Origin of the sequence: Demetria terragena DSM 11295 (assembly GCF_000376825.1) — a bacterium.
GTDB lineage: Bacteria > Actinomycetota > Actinomycetes > Actinomycetales > Dermatophilaceae > Demetria > Demetria terragena.
Map to the genome: position 1 here is coordinate 240942 of NZ_AQXW01000003.1, position 16551 is coordinate 257492.

The following is a 16551-nucleotide window of genomic DNA, read 5'->3' on the forward strand; positions in this document are numbered from 1 at the left end:
CGGGGCCATCATGACTGAGACTGCTGCTCCCGCTACCGATTCCACCGCGCCGCGTACCCGAGTGGCGCCGTCCCCCACGGGCGACCCCCACGTCGGCACCGCCTATATGGCGATGTTTGACCTGGCCTATGCCCGCCAGCATGGCGGCCAGTTTGTGTTGCGCATCGAAGACACCGACCGCAATCGGTTGGTTGAAGGCAGCGAGCAGCAGGTGTACGACACCCTTGCGTGGCTCGGTTTGGTGCATGACGAAGGTCCGGATGTGGGTGGCCCGTACGCGCCCTACCGGCAGTCTGAGCGCCTCGATACCTACCGCCCCTACGCGGACCGGTTGCTCGAAGAAGGCAAGGCCTACCACTGCTGGTGCAGCTCGGAGCGACTCAAAGAGATGCGCGAGAAGCAGCAGGCGCTCAAGCAGCCCACCGGCTACGACCGCCTTTGCTACGGCAAGACCGAGGAAGACCGCCGGGCGCTACCCGGTTTCAGTGAGAACCCGGTCGTACGCATGCTGATCCCGGACGACGTCGAGCTCGAGTTTGACGACCTGATCATGGGCCGGACCAGTGCACCACGACCCGATGATCAGGTCATCCTCAAGGCGGACGGCTTCCCGACCTACCACCTGGCGGTGGTCGTGGACGACCACGAAATGGGCATCACCCATGTGGTCCGCGGGCAGGAATGGATCTCCAGCACGCCAAAGCATGTGTTGTTGTACCGGTGGCTCGATCTGGAGCCGCCGGCCTTTGCGCACATGCCCCTCCTACGCGACGAGAAGCGCGCAAAAATCTCCAAGCGAAAGAACCCGTGGGCGCGGCTGACGTGGTTCCGGGAGGAGGGCTATCTGCCCGAGGCCCTGCTCAACTTCCTTGCGTTGCAGGGGTACCCGCCGATTATCGAGTCCGACGGGACCGAGCGCGAGGTGTTCGACTTCGCGGAGTTCACCGAGCGCTTCGACTGGTCGAAAATGAACAAGGCGGGCGCCGTCTTCAACCTCGACAAGCTGGACTGGCTCAACGGCCAGTACCTCCGCGAGCTTGAAGTTGGCGACCTTGCCGCGCGGATCCTGCCCTTCCTCCAGGCTGACGGTGTGCTCGGTGACAACCCGACGCTGCCCGAGCTCTCCCGGTTGAAGGCTGTCACCGAACTCATCCAGACCCGCATTGCCAAGCTGACCGAGGCGACCGCCCTGGTCCGTCCGTTCTACGTTGCCGATGACGAGCTGGAGATCGCCGACGACGCGCGCGCCGGACTCAAGGAATCGGCGGGCGAGGTGCTCGACGCGGCGCTCGCCGCCCTCGAGGACATTGACGGCACGCTGGGCCGCCCCGACGGCAGCGGTGTCGAGTGGACCGCCACGCGGATCGAGGAGGCGCTGCGTAGTTCGCTGGTCGATGGGCTAGGGATCAAGCCTCGCCTGGCGTTCGGACCCGTTCGGACGGCCATCTCTGGTCAGAAGGTCTCACCGCCGCTGTTCGAATCGATGGAGATTCTGGGCAAGGACGCCTCCATGAAGAGACTGCGCTCGTTGCGCGCCACCGTGTAGGGACAGGTGGTGTCCGATGTCACCTCGCCGCTGAACGGCGTCGATTTGGGATTGGCATGGAACGGCCGGTAATGTTCTGCCTCGGTTCACCTCGTAGAAAACGCGAGCGTGATACCCCCTTGGGGTATGGTGTAATTGGCAGCACGACTGATTCTGGTTCAGTTAGTCTAGGTTCGAGTCCTGGTACCCCAGCGATCGCCGAAGTGTCTTCAGGCACAACGCGATTCGAAGGTTCCGCCCGTGGTGGGTAGGATTCTTCACTGTGCGGCCCCGTTGTGTAGTGGCCTAGCACGCCGCCCTCTCAAGGCGGTAGCGCGGGTTCGAATCCCGTCGGGGCTACAGGGAAAACCCCTGGTCAGAGAGTTTCTCTGGCCGGGGGTTTGTCTTGTCCCGGCCACGGGCGACACTGGGCATTCCCCTGGGAGGTAGACCATGTATTCCGGAAACCCGGCAGTTCCCGATGACGTCTTCGACGACGTCCTGCACCAGATCGACGACTTCGTACGCACGCGGGTGGTGCCGCGCGAGATCGAGATCATGAATGCCGACGTCATCCCGGCCGACCTGCGCGCCCAGGTGGCCGACATGGGCCTCTTCGGGTTCGCTATCCCGCAGGAGTGGGGTGGTCTTGGGCTCGATCTTGTGCAGGACGTCGAGCTGGCGATGGTCCTCGGCTACACCTCACTCGCGGTCCGGTCGATGGTCGGCACCAATAACGGCATCGCGGGTCAGGTGCTGGTCGGCTTCGGTACCGACGAGCAGAAGGCGCAATGGCTCCCCGGCATCGCCTCGGGCGATATCGTCGCGTCGTTTGCGCTGACCGAGCCGGGAGCCGGATCGAATCCTGCTGGGCTGCGTACGACCGCGACGCGGGATGGCGACGGCTGGGTCATCGACGGAAGCAAGCGGTTCATCACCAATGCCACCGAGGCCGATCTCTTCATCGTCTTCGCTCGTGAACAGCCGGCTCCAGAATCCGGCCAGGGGATCGCGGTCTTCCTGGTACCAGGCGACGCGCCGGGCATTCAGGTGGGCGCCAAGGACGCCAAGATGGGCCAGGAAGGGTCGCGTACCGCGGATGTCACCTTCTCCCAAGTGCGCGTTCGCGCGGACGCGCTGGTGGGGGAGAGCGCCGACGTCGGTTATCGCGCTGCGATGACATCGTTGGCGCGCGGGCGGATTCACATGGCGGGGTTGGCTGTTGGCCAGGCGCAACGCGCGTTGGATGAATCAGTGGAGTACGCCGCGACATCCACCCAGGCCGGAACCGTGATCGGTGAGTTCCAGTTGGTCCAGTCGATGCTGGCTGACCAACAGACGGGAGTTCTGGCCGGACGGGCCATGGTGCGCGAGGCAGCGCGTGCTTACGCCACCGGCGAGGACCGTCGCATCGCCCCCTCCGCGGCAAAGTTGTTCTGCACCGAAATGGTCGGCAAGGTCGCCGACCTCGCCGTGCAGATCCATGGCGGCACGGGCTACATGCGCGAGGTGCCCGTGGAGCGGATCTACCGCGATGTGCGACTCATGCGGCTGTATGAAGGCACCAGTGAAATTCAACGCCTCATCATCGGCGGCGGACTGGTTCGGCAGGCCCAGCGCCGATCCCGGTGAGCGACTACGTCTGGTACGCGTCCTATGGCTCGAATCTGTTCGAGTCACGGTTTGCGTGCTACCTGCAGGGCGGCCAGCCACCCGGCGCGAGTCGAATCTATCCCGGCGCACGGGACCGTACCCCTCCCACGGCAGTGCGGCCGCTGAGCCTGCGCGGGAACGTCTTCTTCGGATGGGCCTCGCCGACCTGGGGCGGGGGAGGCGTGGCCTTCCTCGATCCAGATCGACAAGGTCAGGCGCTGGCGCGCGCCTACCGCATCACGGCAGCACAGTTCGCCGACGTGCTGACCCAGGAGATGCACCGAGAGCACCCAATCGACCTCGACCTCACACAGCTTCGAGATCGGCAGCGGTGGGAGCTTGGAGGAGGTCGGTACGAAACGGTGTGGGTGCCGACCCGAATCGACGATGAGATCGTCGTCACCTTCACCTGTCCCGGTGATGAGCGGCGGCCGAACGTGAACCCGCCAACAGCCCCCTACCTGCGGATGATCGCTGCAGGTCTGCGTGAGTCGCACCAGATGGGGATGGCCGATGCAGTGGCCTATCTCGAACCACTGGAAGGCGTGCGCGGGTTCTGGAGTGCCGACAGCCTGGCTGCGGCGCTGCAGAACGACTCGGTTTAGCCGGCCTCGCTGCGGATCACGGGCGCTTGCGAGCGAGCCAGAACCTCTGTGAGCTTGTTGGCGCCAGCGATAACGGTTCCGGCATGCAACCGTCCCGGCTGGCGAGAGACCCGCTCAAGAGGACCCGAGATGGACACTGCCGCAATGACCTTGCCCGCAGGGTTGCGGACGGGAGCCGACACTGATGCGACGCCAGCCTCCCGCTCACCGACACTCTGTGCCCAGCCACGGCGGCGTACAGCCGAGAGCATCGTTGCGGTGAACTTCGCACCTTGCAGGCCCTTATGCAGCCGCTCGGGCTCTTCCCAGGCCAACAGGATCTGGGCGGCGGATCCTGCATGCATCGTCAGGGTGGCGCCTACCGGGATCGAATCGCGCAAGCCCACTGGACGGTCTGCTGCCGCAACGCAAATACGCTGCTCGCCTTGCCGCCGGAAGAGCTGTGCACTCTCGTTGGTGTGATCCCGCAGCGCGCCGAGCACCGGGCCTGCGGCGGCGAGCAAGCGGTCCTCGCCAGCGGCCGATGAGAGCTCCACGAGACGGGGCCCCAGTACGAAACGACCCTGCATGTCACGCGCCACGAGTCGGTGGTGCTCGAGCGCCACCGCAAGGCGATGCGCGGTGGGCCTCGCCAGGCCTGTCGACGAGACGAGCTGAGCCAGCGTTGCTGGCCCGGCTTCGAGGGCAGAGAGAACGATTGCCGCCTTGTCGAGGACTCCGACGCCACTAGACTTGTCCATGTGTTGATACTGCCGTCTCAGCGGGCGAGACGCAACTTCGACGCAGTGTGAGACAGCGCACGATTCAAGGTAACTATCGAGTAAGTACGGAAGGGCGCGGAGACATCATGGCGCAAACATTGGCGGAGAAGGTCTGGGAAGAGCACGTCGTTCGACGTGTCGAGGGTGAACCCGATCTTCTCTTCATCGACCTGCATCTCCTCCACGAGGTCACTAGCCCGCAGGCCTTCGATGGGCTTCGGCTGGCGGACCGTCCGGTGCGCCGCACCGACCTGACGCTCGCGACCGAAGACCACAACGTCCCGACCACCGTGGGTCCGATCTCTGATCCGGTCAGTCGGACCCAGGTTGAGACGCTGCGCAAGAACTGTGCGGAGTTTGGCGTACGCATCTTTCCGATGGGCGATGCCGAGCAGGGCATCGTGCACATCGTCGGTCCTCAATTGGGCTTGACCCAGCCCGGCACAACCGTCGTCTGCGGAGACAGTCACACCTCGACCCATGGCGCGTTTGGCGCGCTGGCCTTTGGCATCGGCACCAGCGAGGTCGAGCACGTGCTCGCGACACAAACCCTGCCGTTGAAGCCATTCCGCACGATGGCGATCAATGTTGAAGGAGACCTGCCGCCAGGGGTGACGGCCAAGGACATCATCCTGGCGGTGATCGCCGAGATCGGGACGGGAGGCGGTCAGGGTTTCGTGCTCGAATACCGCGGCAGCGCGATTGAGGCGCTGTCGATGGAAGCACGGATGACCGTCTGCAACATGTCGATCGAGGCTGGCGCCCGTGCAGGAATGATCGGCCCCGATGACGTCACCTTCGAGTACCTCAAAGGCCGGCCGCACGCGCCGCAGGGAGCAGATTGGGACGCAGCGGTCGAGTCCTGGCGCCAGTTGCGTACCGATGATGGCGCCGAGTTCGATCGCGAGGTGACGATCGACGCGAGCACCTTGTCGCCGTATGTCACCTGGGGCACAAACCCCGGACAGGGGTTGCCGCTGTCAGCGACCGTGCCAGACCCAGACGACTTCGGCGATGAGTCCGACAAGGCGGCAGCGCAGCGTGCCCTGACCTACATGGACCTGCGGCCAGGCATGCGGTTGAAGGACATTGCCGTCGACACGGTCTTCCTCGGCTCGTGCACCAATGGCCGCATCGAAGACCTGCGTGCCGCGGCCCAGGTGGTCGAAGGCCACCAGGTTGCCGACGGTGTGCGCATGCTTGTCGTGCCGGGGTCAGCCAAGGTGCGCCTGCAGGCTGAGAGCGAAGGCCTCCATGAGATCTTCACGCAGGCTGGTGCCGAGTGGCGTCTTGCCGGCTGCTCCATGTGCCTGGGGATGAACCCCGATCAGTTGGCGCCGGGTGAACGCTGCGCCTCGACCTCCAACCGCAACTTTGAGGGTCGCCAGGGCAAGGGTGGGCGTACGCACCTCGTGAGCCCGCTGGTCGCCGCCGCAACGGCCCTGCGCGGCACACTGTCAAGCCCCGAAGACCTCGACGCGAAGGAGACTCGGTGATGGATAAATTCACCACGCACACCGGTGTTGGAGTGCCGCTTCGTCGAAGCAATGTCGATACCGACCAGATCATCCCCGCCGTCTATCTCAAGCGCGTGACTCGAACTGGTTTTGAGGATGGGCTGTTTTCCGCCTGGCGTCATGACGAGACGTTCGTGCTCAACCAGGAGGCCTACGCCGCAGGCTCGGTGCTCGTCGCTGGAGCCGACTTCGGAACTGGTTCATCGCGAGAGCATGCCGTGTGGGCGCTGATGGACTATGGCTTCCGGGTCGTCATCTCCTCGCGCTTCGCCGATATCTTCCGGGGCAACTCCGGCAAGTCGGGGCTGCTCACCGCCCAGGTCCAGCAAGAGGATGTCGAACTGCTCTGGAAGCTCCTGGAGAACCATCCGGGAACGCAGGTGACGGTCAACCTCGAAGGGCGCGTCATCACTGCGGGAGAGTTGACCATTCCGTTCGAGGTCGACGAATACACCCGTTGGAGACTGCTTGAAGGGCTCGACGATGTCAGCCTGACCCTGCGACACGCCGACACGATCACAGAGTTCGAGCAACAACGACCCACCTGGAAACCAGTCACCTCACCAGCCGGATAGTCGTTTGCGCCAGGTCGCCATGAAGTCCCGGATTGTGTTGCACTGCAACACAATCCGGGACTTTGGTCGTTGAAGGGGCTAGTGGCACCAGGGCCGTATTGGCGTGCGCCCTGTGGCAAACCCGTTGGATCGCAACGAATTACCCTCCGCAAATGGTGGACGTGCGTACTCTCGCAGTCATACGGTCTGACCAGGCCGGGTAACCGCTCGGCACCCAGTCAGACGCCGGTCTCGCCGGCCCGGGAAGTCTCCGCAGAGGGGAAGACGTGAACAAGGCAGAACTCATCACGAGTCTCGAAAGCCGGCTCGGAAGCAAGAAGGCAGCCAACGACGCCGTCGAGGCCGTCCTCGACGTCATCATCCGCGAGGTCGCCAAGGGGAAGAAGGTCGGGATCACCGGCTTCGGCACCTTTGAGAAGGTTGGGCGCGCTGCGCGCACTGGCCGTAACCCTCGTACCGGCCAATCCGTGAAAATCAAGAAGACCTCGGTTCCGAAGTTCAAGCCGGGTACGAAGTTCAAGGAGGTTGTTTCCGACCCCCGCAAGTTGCCTAAGACCGGCAACGCTGGCGGTCGGGCATCGGCGGCGGCCGAGGCTCCGGCGAAGAAGACGGCTGCCAAGAAGACGGCTGCTAAGAAGGCGACTCCGGCGAAGGCTGCGGCTAAGAAGACCACGGCTAAGAAGGCGACTCCGGCGAAGGCTGTGGCGAAGAAGTCGGCCGCTAAGAAGGCGACTCCGGCGAAGGCTGTGGCGAAGAAGACCACGGCGAAGAAGACGGCCGCTAAGAAGGCGACTCCGGCGAAGGCTGTGGCCAAGAAGACCACGGCGAAGAAGACGGCTGCCAAGAAGGCGACTCCGGCGAAGGCTGTGGCGAAGAAGACCACGGCGAAGAAGACGGCCGCCAAGAAGGCGACTCCGGCGAAGGCTGTGGCCAAGAAGACCACGGCTAAGAAGACGGCCGCCAAGAAGACCACGGCACGCAAGCGCTAGTTTCTGCCGTCCCCCACATCGAGGGCGCCCCACCAGAGACGGTGGGGCGCCCTCGACGCGTCATGAGGCGTTAGTGAATGATCTGGCCGCCGCCGATCCCAATGATCCACAGCCGGTCGACGGATCCGTCCGAGCCGATCTCCAGACTGACGCGCTGCCCGGGCCGAAGATGCCGCAGTCCGCTCGCCGCATGTGCAGCACGACCGAACGGCACTTCACGGCCGTTGTCCATGAGTACCGAGCCGGTGCCTGTCTCGTGCGTGTAAATGTGAACCGTTCCTTGCATCAGGCGCTCCCTGAGGCCCGGTCTCGTAGCGCTTCGGCGGTGAATCGGCCGACGCCGAGTTCGACTGCGCGCTCGAGCGACTCAAGGTCGTCGACGTCGTGCCGCAGAGTGGGTAGGTCGAGTTCCAAGACCGTGCAGCGCCGTGCGTGACGCGCAGCTGACCCGCGACCGAATCTGGGGGCAAGCGCGCTGGGGTCATGGTGGGTCATGAGCACAGAGCCATCACCGTCGTGGTCGGGGATGAGCGCACTCTCGGTGGCCGCGCACGCACGCAAGCCCGCACTGAGATCGGCGGGCTGGAGGGCGGGAAGGTCGCCGAGGAGCACCGCCGTCGGAACCGTGGCGTCGCGGCGTACCGCTTCGGCCAGGCCCGCCTGGACGGCCGGGTTGAGCCCGCGTGCCGGGTCGGGGACGGTGCGGACGTCGTAGCGGGCCATCGCCGCCTCGACCTCGTCATCCTCGGTCACGACAATCAGTCGCTCTGGCGGAATCACCTGGAGCACCGCTTCGAGAGTGTCCAACGCCAACGCCAACGCCAACCGGGGCTTGTCGATCTCGGGCGGGGGGAGCAGCCGTGCCTTGGCTCGGAATCGGCTCTTGACCGGCACGATGACATGCCAGGTCGTCGTCCGGGCGGGAGAACCAGGTGCGTTGCTCACGCGTGCATCGTCTCAGAGGCCAGCCGGATTGGCTTCACGGACGCGCCAATGCTGATCCCCGGTCAAGGCTCGGCGGGCATGACACGATGACTGAAACACCTGGAGGAGGATCGGCACTGTGGCACGTGAGCCCATGCGAGAGGACATCACCCCGATGTTTCGGCGAATCATCGCCGGCGTGCGCCCCGTACTCCAGGGCCTGACCCGACAAGACTGGTCGGGTGGTGAATACCTCCCCCGCGAGGGAGGATTCGTCATCGCGGCCAATCACGTGTCCTACGTCGATCCGTTCGCGCTCGGACACTTCCTGGTCGACCACGGCCGTGCACCTCGCTTCCTCGCCAAGGACAGCCTCTTTGACATGCCCGGGCTGGGCGCGGTGGTGCGAGGCACCGGACAAATCCCGGTTAAACGCAACACCGCTCGTGCGGGCGATGCCTTCGCCGCGGCGGTCCAGGCCGTTCGCGACGGTGCCTGCGTGACGGTGATGCCCGAAGCAACCCTGTCCAGGGATCCTGGGCTGTGGCCCATGACGGCCAAGAGCGGCGCCGCCCGGATCGCTCTGGAGACTGGCTGCCCACTCATCCCCGCCGCGTTGTGGGGTCCGCAAGACATTCTGTGGCCCTATGACGGGATGAGGATCAAGGTCTTCCCGCGGAAAACCATGCACGTGCACGCCGGTCCGCCGCTCGACCTTTCAGACCTGGCGCCGCCGTACGAGCGCGCGGCGCTCCGGGCCGCGACAGATCGGCTCATGGCGGCGATCACCACGCAGTTGGAGAAGATTCGGCACGAGAACGTCCCGGTGAGCCGGGTCGACTTCCATGGCTATCTGGACAAAAGCACAGACGAGGAAGGCCGCCCATGACGCGCGCAGCAGTGTTCGGTAGTGGAAGTTGGGGGACGGCGTATGCGGCCATTTTGGCGGACGCCGGATGCGAGGTGACGATCTGGGCGCGGCGTGCTGAGGTCGCGGCAGAGATTAACGAGACCCGCTGCAACTCAACCTATTTGCCAGACCTGGTGTTGCCGAGCAGCGTGCGGGCCACGGCAGAACCGGCCGAGGCCGGAGAGGACGCAGACATCTGTGTCCTGGCGGTGCCATCGCAGACCCTGCGCGAGAACCTCGCCGCCTGGGGACATGAGATCGAGGACGACGCGAGCGTGGTGTCCCTGATGAAGGGCATCGAACTCGGCACGACCAAGCGAATGAGCGAGGTCATCGTCGACGCCGGGGGCGTCGATCCCGATCGGGTGGCGGTTGTCTCGGGCCCGAACCTGGCACGTGAGATTGCCGCCAAGCAGCCGGCCGCGGCCGTGGTCGCCTCGACCAGTTCTCGCACCCGAGCTCGCGTGGCGGAGGCATCCGCGACGCCGTACTTCCGCCCCTACACCAACGGAGATGTCGTGGGGGTTGAGATTGGCGGCGCCGTCAAAAACGTCATCGCGCTCGCGGTGGGTATGGCCAAAGGCATGGGCATGGGCGACAACACGATGGCCAGCCTGCTCACTCGGGGCTTGGCAGAGACCGCTCGGTTTGGCATCCGACTCGGGGCCGACCCGCAGACCTTCCTCGGCCTGGCAGGGGTCGGCGACCTGGTCGCGACCTGCGCCTCGCCGCTCTCCCGCAACTACACCTTCGGCTTCAAACTCGGACAAGGGCAGACCCTCGAGGAAGTTCAGGCGACGATCAATCAGACCGCCGAAGGTGTGAAGTCATGCCGGTCGATTCTTGACTTGGCGACCAGCGTGGGCGCCGAGGTTCCGATTGTGGAGAACGTGGCCGCCGTGGTCTTCGAGGGGCGCAAGCCGGCCGATGTGGTGGAGTCCCTGATGTCGCGTACCCGAAAGCATGAGCAGCACTAGGCGTTTTCCAAGGCTTGCTCCAGGTCAGACCACAAATCCGCGACTGCCTCAATCCCCACGCTGAGGCGCACCAGCGCCTCGGGAACGGTGTCCGCTTCAGCGGCATGCCGGCGGCGCCGTTCCAGAAGAGACTCGACGCCGCCGAGGCTGGTCGCTGGCGTCCACAGGCGTACGCCCTGTTCAAGTGCCTGTGCCGCGGGAAGTCCGCCCGCGATCTCAATCGACAGCACCGCGCCAAATCCGGGATAGCGCACGCGGTCAACGCGCGGATGGGCGGACAACCTGTCGGCCAAGGTCGCGGCGCTGGCGCAGGCACGCTCAAGCCGTACGTCAAGGGTGCGCAGCCCACGCAGCGCCAACCAGGTCTCCATCGGACCGGGGATGGCGCCGTGCAGGGTGCGGTGAATGTGTAGTTGCTCATGCAGGTCCGTACGGGCGGTCACCGTCGCGCCGAGCAGGACATCGGAATGACCAGCAAGGAACTTCGTGGCGGAGTGGACGACAACGTCGACACCTGCCTCGAGCGGTCGCTGAAGGAGAGGAGTCGCAAAGGTGTTGTCGCACACCGAAATTGCCCCGGCTTCCCGTGCCGCCGAGGCCAGGGCGGGCAGGTCAGCGATTTCCATCATGGGGTTAGTCGGTGACTCGATCCACAGCAGGTGTGCCCCAGCGAGTGCGGCGGAGACGGCTTCGGTGTCGCTGATGTCTACCCGCCGAACTTCCAGGCCGTCGCGTTCCTCGCGGCGACGAAGTAGCGCCGATGTCCCGCTGTAGGAATGTTGAGGCACGACGACGACCGCACTGGGTCCGATGAGTGCGCACGCGGCGGCGATGGCGCCCATCCCTGAGGCAAAGGCGAGGCAGGCGCCGCCTTCTAGATCGCCGAGGGTCGCCTCGAAGGCGCTCCAGGTGGGATTACCGACACGGGCGTAGTCGATGGGTCCACCCGCACGGTAGGTCGAACTGAACTCGACCGGAGTGTTGACGCTGGCTCCGGGGATATGGGGCGGGCGACCACCGGTGATGAGACGGGTGGCGGGGGAGAGGTGACCGTCGGGCATGGCGAAAGGGTGTCATGGAGTCAGTCGGGCGATCACGGGCGTTAGTCTCGGTCTCGATGAGTGACAACGAGCAGATACAGGCCGGGGATGGCGTGAAGACGCGGGTAGCAGTGGTGTTTGGCGGCAGATCATCCGAGCATGCGGTGTCGTGCTCGACTGCGGCGGCGGTGCTGCAGGCCATCGACCGAGACCGCTTTGAGGTCCTCCCGATCGGTATCGATCGCACGGGCCGCTGGCTGCTGGTAGCCGACGATCCAGAGCCGCTACGGCTGACTCCCACCCAGCGCCCGGAGGTGCGCGGTGAGGTGGCCGTCACCATGGTGACCGGATCCCGCACCCTCATCGTGCGAGAGCCCGGCCAGCCACCGGTGGAGTTGGCGGGGGTCGACGTGGTCCTTCCGTTGCTCCACGGCCCGTTCGGTGAGGACGGCACCTTGCAGGGCTTGCTGGAACTCTCCGACACCCGTTACGTCGGGTCCGGTGTCGCGGCATCCGCGGTGATGATGGACAAGCACCTGATGAAGGTCGTCTTCAGTGCCGCTGGGCTGCCGGTAGGCGCCTACGCGGTGATCACTGACAAGGAGTGGCGCCGCGATAAGGAAGCCGCAATGGACCCCGTGTCGGCGCTGGGTTGGCCTGTTTTCGTGAAGCCCGCGCGTGCTGGATCCAGCGTGGGTATCACGAAGGTCGACCGAGTCGAAGAACTCGAAGATGCGATCGAGGCGGCGCGGGAGCACGACCCCAAGGTCATCGTCGAGGCGGCGCTGCCCGGACGCGAGATCGAGTGCGGCGTACTCGAAGGACGCGGCAGCGACGCACCCCGGGCCAGTGAGGTCGGTGAGATCGAGGTCGTGTCCAACCACACGTTCTACGACTTCGAGGCGAAATACCTCGATGCCAGCGATGTGCGCCTGTCGTGCCCGGCTGAGCTCCCACGAGAGATCGCCGACGAGGTCAGAACGCTATCCGTGAAGGCCTTCGAAGCGGCCGGGTGCGAGGGCCTGGCCCGCGTCGACTGGTTCTTCGAGCCAGGCGGTCGCCTCGTCCTCAACGAGATCAACACCATGCCGGGCTTCACACCGAGTTCGATGTTCCCGCAGGTCTGGAAGGCCTCCGGGCTGGATTACACAGCCCTGATCACCGAGTTGATTGAGCTCGCCCAAGAGCGACTCCTCGGCCTGCGCTGAGGTCAGGTTCAGCGCGCACGCCCCGATGCCGTGCACCGGTGCTCGCCCTGCGGAATCTGTTTCGCGGCGCTGGCGAAAGCGCCAAGAGCCAGCGGTTCGGGGGCGTAATCCTTCGGGACTAGCACCTCGATGGCGGGGTCGCGGCCGTACGTCACGAAGGCCGTGCCGTCATCTAGGTCGTGGGCGACCCAATCCACCCCCGACGCATCCACGCACGGATCCGTGGTCGGTCCCGGTGACGTCAGGCCGCAGCGGGCAACGATCGGCGGATCGCCCCAGGCGCGTACGGCAGGTGAGTCCGAACTGACCTCGCGGGCCGACTGCTGGGCGACGGTGACCGGCCAGTGCTTCGCGACCGAGGCGCACCGTGGATCACCAGCCTTGTTCGGGATGGCAACCTCGACCGTCGAGGAGCATCCGGTGGCGACGCCTGCTGTCAGGACCGCGCCAACGATTAAACGTGAACGACGGTGCATGTCTGGGTGCGCACGATCCCGGCGATGCGCTGAATTTTGGCCAGGACCAATTTGCCCAGTTCATCGACCGTTCTGGCTTCAATGCGCACGATGACGTCGTACCCGCCGGTGACATCCTCAGCGGACACCACTCCGTCAATCTCGCGGCATGCAGTGGAGACGTCGGTCGCCTTGCCCATGTCGGTCTGGATGAGGATGTACGCCTGGACCATGTCGCCTCCATCGTCGGTCGGAGCCTCAGACGCTACCGTCTGTGGCGACCCGTCCGAGAAGGAGTCTTGTGAGTGACCATGAGCCGACGAAACGTCGACTAGCCGATCTGAGTGAGGATGACCTCCTCGCGGAGATCTTTCCGCTTCTTCCCACGTCTCCGCAGACCGTGATCGGACCCGGCGATGACACCGCATTGGTGAGTTCGGCGGGCGGTCGGGTGCTGGCGACCACCGACACGATGGTCCGCGGTCGGGACTGGCTGGATGAGTGGTCGAGCGGGGCGGATGTTGGTGCCAAGGCGGTCGCCCAGAACGTCGCCGACATCGCGGCCATGGGAGGGCAGGCGACCGGTTTGTTGGTCACCTTGGTTGCCGACCCGCAGACCCCGCTGGAATGGGTGCTGGACATGGCCCGCGGCCTGGGCGAGGCGGCGCGGGCCATCGACGTCGCTGTCCTCGGCGGCGACCTGTCATCTGCACCCGAGGGCGTCCTGATGGTGTCTGTGACAGCGCTCGGCGAGCTTGACGGTGACCCGGTCCTGCGCTCTGGAGCTCGGGTCGGCGACGTGATCGCTGTGGCGGGGACTCTCGGACGTTCAGCGGCAGGTTTGGCGCTGTTGCAGCAGGGGCGTGGTGGCGAGGCGCCCGATCTGGTGGCGTTTCATTGCCGCCCTCGGCCGCCCTTCGAGCAGGGCCCGGAAGCGCGCCAAGCGGGGGCCACCGCGATGCTTGACCTCAGCGACGGGCTGATTCGCGACGCCGGTCGGATCGCCAAGTCCAGCGGGGTGTGCCTGGCCTTTCGCACCGCGGCGCTGTCCGCTGATGTTCAGCGGTTGGCCCCCTCTGTCGGGCAGAGCGCCGCGCTGGAATCCGTCCTCACCGGAGGCGAGGAACATTCGCTTTTGGCGTGTTTCGGGCCGTCCGTTCCACTACCCCAAGGTTGGCGCATCGTCGGCGACGTGGTCGAGGGGGAAGGCGTCACGGTTGACGGGAAGGCGCGATCCCGAGGCGGCTGGGATCACTTCACACCGTGATGAGGAGTTCAGCGCTGAAGATGTTGATCCAACCGTCGGAGTGGTCCGCCCAATCCTGCCAAGCCTGCGAAATCGCCTGCAGCTCAAGCTGATCCGACCAACCTTCGGACAGCAGTTGGTCGGTGAGTGCCGATTGAAGGATGCGATCAGCCCACATCCCACCCCACCACGCGCGATCATCGGGTGTCGCGAGGCACCACGATGAGCCGGAAGCGACGATATCCCGCAGACCGGCCGAGTGAGCCCAGGCCAGCAGCCTGCGGCCCGCGTTAGGTTCACCGCCGTTGCTGCGAGCAGCCTTCTGGTAGAGCGACATCCATCGGTCTAGGCGGTCGTCGTGAGGCCACCAAGCGAAAGCTGCGTAGTCACTGTCGCGTACGGCGATGGTCCCGCCGGGCACGGTGACTCGGGCCATCTCGCGCAAGACCTGAATCGGGTCTGCGACGTGCTGGAGCACCTGATGTGCGTGCGTGATGTCGAAAGAGTCATCTGGCAGATCGAGGTGATGAGCATCGCTCACCACGACCGAGACTGCCGGCGCGCTGACACCGGCAACCCCGGCTCTCGTGACATCAGCCGCGTCGGCGTTCGCCTCTACCGCGGTGACCTGGCCGGGTGAGACCCGCGCGGCAAGGTCGCAGGTGATCGTCCCGGGTCCGGCACCAAGGTCCAAGAGTGACTGTCCCGGCTGAAGGCGCGGCAACAGGTAGGCGCAGGAATTTTCGGCAGTTCGCCACCGATGGGAGCGAAGGACACTTTCGGCGTGGCCATGGGTGTATCGGCCGGCGTCAGAAGGCATACGTCCTAGACAAGCAAACGGGCCGCCCCCCGAAAAGGGGACGGCCCGGGTGTCTCACCCGATGGGCGCGCAGGGTCAGCGAGTGACCTTGCCCGCCTTCAGGCAGGAGGTGCAGACGTTGAGTCGCTTGGGGGTTCCCTCGACGGTCGCACGCACTCGCTGGATGTTCGGGTTCCAGCGTCGCTTGGTACGCCGGTTCGAGTGCGAGATGTTGTGGCCGAAGCCGGGACCCTTGCCGCAGACGTCGCAGTTGGCAGCCACGGTTACTCCTCGGTGATGTGCGTTGTCGATGGTCTGAATGTCCTCCGCGGGCGCACCCATGTCAGAGCGCGCAACCAGGCGGCAAGCCACCAGGGGGAACCGGGAAAGCGTAGCCGAGGAGAGTCGTGTCAGCCAAAACGCCCTGTTCAGTCACCTCCACGACCACGCTTGCCAACGCCAGCGGCCTCGTTCAGCGCCTCAACTGCGCAATGGTGTTGAACAACTCTGCGGTCAGCCGAGTCCCGGAATTGCTCCCGTTGGTCGTGTCGAACGTGCCGTTGGTGTGGATGGCATTGGCGACGTGCTGGTTGTCCGTCGTGACGGCGGAGCCACTCTGCCCGCCAGCGGTGTCGGTCTTGTAGTTGACCTTGCGTGAGGTGGCGCCTGACACGACGTCGGTGTGTTGCCACATGGTGCCCTCGGGCTTATCGGCCGGGTAACCAATGACGGTGGCGTTCTGGCCGGTAAAGGCATTGGCCGCCTTGGGTGCCAGGCCGTACCATCCAACCGTGTTGCCGATCGACTCATCGAATCGAAGCACCGCCCAGTCGCCGCCGGAGCCGGTGCCGCGAGCATCGAACCACACCTCGCTTGGCTCGAACGTGCCGTACGGCGCCTCTCCTTCTGTGTCGCGCGCAGGAGTGAACGCAAGGTCGGAGTAGGTGCCTCCTTCGACGCAGTGTCCGGCCGTCACCGCTGTCCGGTCCGAGACCAGCCATGCGGTGCAGTGAGTCGGGCGGCCGTCTGGCCTGGTGATGGCAAGTTGGCCAGTGCGTCGGTACGGCGACTTGGAGGCGTCCGTGACCTGGGTGCGGCCATCGCGGCCGATCACACTGCGCGCTGCGCCGAGAGAGCCATCGGAAGCCGAGGTGCTGCTGTAGCCGGGGTCGGCTGTCAGGTCCGGGACCTCGAGGGGGTTATCGAAATCGGTTTTGCCGTCGACGATCGGGTAGCCAACCGGCTCGATGGGCAGATCCTCTGGTGGAGCGGCCTGTGCGGGAACGAGGGCTCCCGTCAGACTGGCGGCTGCAAGGAGGCCGCCGAGCATGGTGAGCCGGCGGTTGCGGATGGGTTGAGTCATGGTG

General features: G+C 65.2%; 19 protein-coding genes and 2 tRNA genes. 12 read left to right on the forward strand and 9 right to left on the reverse strand.

The window, feature by feature from the left end; translation table 11 throughout:
* Nucleotides 1–10 precede the first annotated feature (10 nt).
* The 5 genes from gltX to F562_RS0103065 all read left to right on the forward strand — a co-directional run bounded on the left by gltX (nt 11) and on the right by F562_RS0103065 (nt 3783).
* Nucleotides 11–1546 (forward strand): glutamate--tRNA ligase, encoded by a 1536-nt coding sequence (gene gltX / locus F562_RS0103045; protein WP_018155454.1) that lies wholly within the window; start codon nt 11–13, stop codon nt 1544–1546.
* 120 nt (nt 1547–1666) lie between these two features.
* Nucleotides 1667–1738, forward strand: a tRNA-Gln gene (locus tag F562_RS0103050).
* A gap of 74 nt (nt 1739–1812) precedes the next feature.
* Nucleotides 1813–1885: transfer RNA gene (locus tag F562_RS0103055), tRNA-Glu, on the forward strand.
* A gap of 93 nt (nt 1886–1978) precedes the next feature.
* On the forward strand, nt 1979–3157 hold the full coding sequence (locus F562_RS0103060) for an acyl-CoA dehydrogenase family protein (protein ID WP_018155455.1): 1179 nt from the start codon (nt 1979–1981) through the stop codon (nt 3155–3157).
* Nucleotides 3154–3783, forward strand: coding sequence for a hypothetical protein (locus tag F562_RS0103065; protein WP_018155456.1), 630 nt, complete (start codon nt 3154–3156; stop codon nt 3781–3783). Before F562_RS0103060 ends, F562_RS0103065 begins: the two co-directional genes overlap by 4 nt.
* On the opposite strand, the gene F562_RS0103070 is transcribed toward F562_RS0103065, so the two are convergent.
* Complete coding sequence (locus F562_RS0103070; RefSeq protein ID WP_018155457.1) at nt 3780–4523, reverse strand: IclR family transcriptional regulator; 744 nt, start codon at nt 4521–4523, stop codon at nt 3780–3782. The genes F562_RS0103065 and F562_RS0103070 overlap by 4 nt on opposite strands.
* A gap of 107 nt (nt 4524–4630) precedes the next feature.
* Here F562_RS0103070 and leuC point away from each other — a divergent pair, with 107 nt between their 5' ends.
* The 3 genes from leuC (at nt 4631) to F562_RS0103085 (ending at nt 7625) form a co-directional block, all read left to right on the forward strand.
* The gene (gene leuC / locus F562_RS0103075; RefSeq protein ID WP_018155458.1) at nt 4631–6040 is read left to right on the forward strand and encodes a 3-isopropylmalate dehydratase large subunit; all 1410 of its coding nucleotides are present in this window, start codon (nt 4631–4633) and stop codon (nt 6038–6040) included.
* Nucleotides 6040–6636 carry a 3-isopropylmalate dehydratase small subunit gene (gene leuD / locus F562_RS0103080; RefSeq protein ID WP_018155459.1) on the forward strand — a complete coding sequence of 199 codons (597 nt, stop codon included), beginning with the start codon at nt 6040–6042 and terminating at the stop codon, nt 6634–6636. The genes leuC and leuD overlap by 1 nt, the downstream gene beginning before the upstream one ends.
* A gap of 266 nt (nt 6637–6902) precedes the next feature.
* Complete coding sequence (locus F562_RS0103085) at nt 6903–7625, forward strand: HU family DNA-binding protein (RefSeq protein ID WP_018155460.1); 723 nt, start codon at nt 6903–6905, stop codon at nt 7623–7625.
* Nucleotides 7626–7695: 70 nt separating this feature from the next.
* Here the strand turns inward: F562_RS0103085 and F562_RS0103090 are convergent, their stop codons facing one another.
* Both F562_RS0103090 and cofC read right to left on the reverse strand, forming a co-directional pair.
* The gene (locus F562_RS0103090; protein WP_018155461.1) at nt 7696–7911 is read right to left on the reverse strand and encodes a hypothetical protein; all 216 of its coding nucleotides are present in this window, start codon (nt 7909–7911) and stop codon (nt 7696–7698) included.
* The gene (gene cofC, locus F562_RS17875) at nt 7911–8570 is read right to left on the reverse strand and encodes a 2-phospho-L-lactate guanylyltransferase (protein ID WP_018155462.1); all 660 of its coding nucleotides are present in this window, start codon (nt 8568–8570) and stop codon (nt 7911–7913) included. Before cofC ends, F562_RS0103090 begins: the two co-directional genes overlap by 1 nt.
* Nucleotides 8571–8688: 118 nt before the next feature.
* Here cofC and F562_RS17880 point away from each other — a divergent pair, with 118 nt between their 5' ends.
* Together F562_RS17880 and F562_RS0103105 are read left to right on the forward strand one after the other, a co-directional pair.
* Nucleotides 8689–9438 carry a lysophospholipid acyltransferase family protein gene (locus F562_RS17880; protein ID WP_156822493.1) on the forward strand — a complete coding sequence of 250 codons (750 nt, stop codon included), beginning with the start codon at nt 8689–8691 and terminating at the stop codon, nt 9436–9438.
* Complete coding sequence (locus F562_RS0103105) at nt 9435–10436, forward strand: NAD(P)H-dependent glycerol-3-phosphate dehydrogenase (protein ID WP_018155464.1); 1002 nt, start codon at nt 9435–9437, stop codon at nt 10434–10436. The genes F562_RS17880 and F562_RS0103105 overlap by 4 nt, the downstream gene beginning before the upstream one ends.
* On the opposite strand, the gene F562_RS0103110 is transcribed toward F562_RS0103105, so the two are convergent.
* Entirely contained in the window at nt 10433–11497 is a 1065-nt protein-coding gene (locus F562_RS0103110; RefSeq protein WP_018155465.1) for a trans-sulfuration enzyme family protein, read from the reverse strand. The two genes, F562_RS0103105 and F562_RS0103110, sit on opposite strands and share 4 nt — an antisense overlap.
* A 56-nt stretch (nt 11498–11553) precedes the next feature.
* On the opposite strand from F562_RS0103110, the gene F562_RS0103115 reads away from it, so the two are divergent.
* Entirely contained in the window at nt 11554–12684 is a 1131-nt protein-coding gene (locus F562_RS0103115) for a D-alanine--D-alanine ligase family protein (RefSeq protein WP_051080136.1), read from the forward strand.
* A gap of 8 nt (nt 12685–12692) precedes the next feature.
* Here the strand turns inward: F562_RS0103115 and F562_RS0103120 are convergent, their stop codons facing one another.
* Nucleotides 12693–13160 (reverse strand): DUF3515 family protein, encoded by a 468-nt coding sequence (locus F562_RS0103120; protein WP_018155467.1) that lies wholly within the window; start codon nt 13158–13160, stop codon nt 12693–12695.
* Nucleotides 13139–13372, reverse strand: coding sequence for an Lrp/AsnC family transcriptional regulator (locus F562_RS0103125; RefSeq protein WP_018155468.1), 234 nt, complete (start codon nt 13370–13372; stop codon nt 13139–13141). The genes F562_RS0103120 and F562_RS0103125 overlap by 22 nt, the downstream gene beginning before the upstream one ends.
* A gap of 68 nt (nt 13373–13440) precedes the next feature.
* Between F562_RS0103125 and F562_RS0103130 the strand changes: the two genes are divergently transcribed.
* On the forward strand, nt 13441–14406 hold the full coding sequence (locus F562_RS0103130) for a thiamine-phosphate kinase (RefSeq protein ID WP_018155469.1): 966 nt from the start codon (nt 13441–13443) through the stop codon (nt 14404–14406).
* Here the strand turns inward: F562_RS0103130 and F562_RS0103135 are convergent.
* The 3 genes from F562_RS0103135 to F562_RS0103145 form a co-directional block, all read right to left on the reverse strand.
* A complete protein-coding gene (locus F562_RS0103135) occupies nt 14396–15205 on the reverse strand; it encodes a methyltransferase domain-containing protein (RefSeq protein ID WP_018155470.1) in 810 nt (269 codons plus the stop codon). The genes F562_RS0103130 and F562_RS0103135 overlap by 11 nt on opposite strands.
* A gap of 75 nt (nt 15206–15280) precedes the next feature.
* Entirely contained in the window at nt 15281–15466 is a 186-nt protein-coding gene (rpmB, locus tag F562_RS0103140; RefSeq protein WP_026180961.1) for a 50S ribosomal protein L28, read from the reverse strand.
* 190 nt (nt 15467–15656) lie between these two features.
* Nucleotides 15657–16547 (reverse strand): trypsin-like serine peptidase, encoded by an 891-nt coding sequence (locus tag F562_RS0103145; protein WP_018155472.1) that lies wholly within the window; start codon nt 16545–16547, stop codon nt 15657–15659.
* Nucleotides 16548–16551 lie beyond the last annotated feature (4 nt).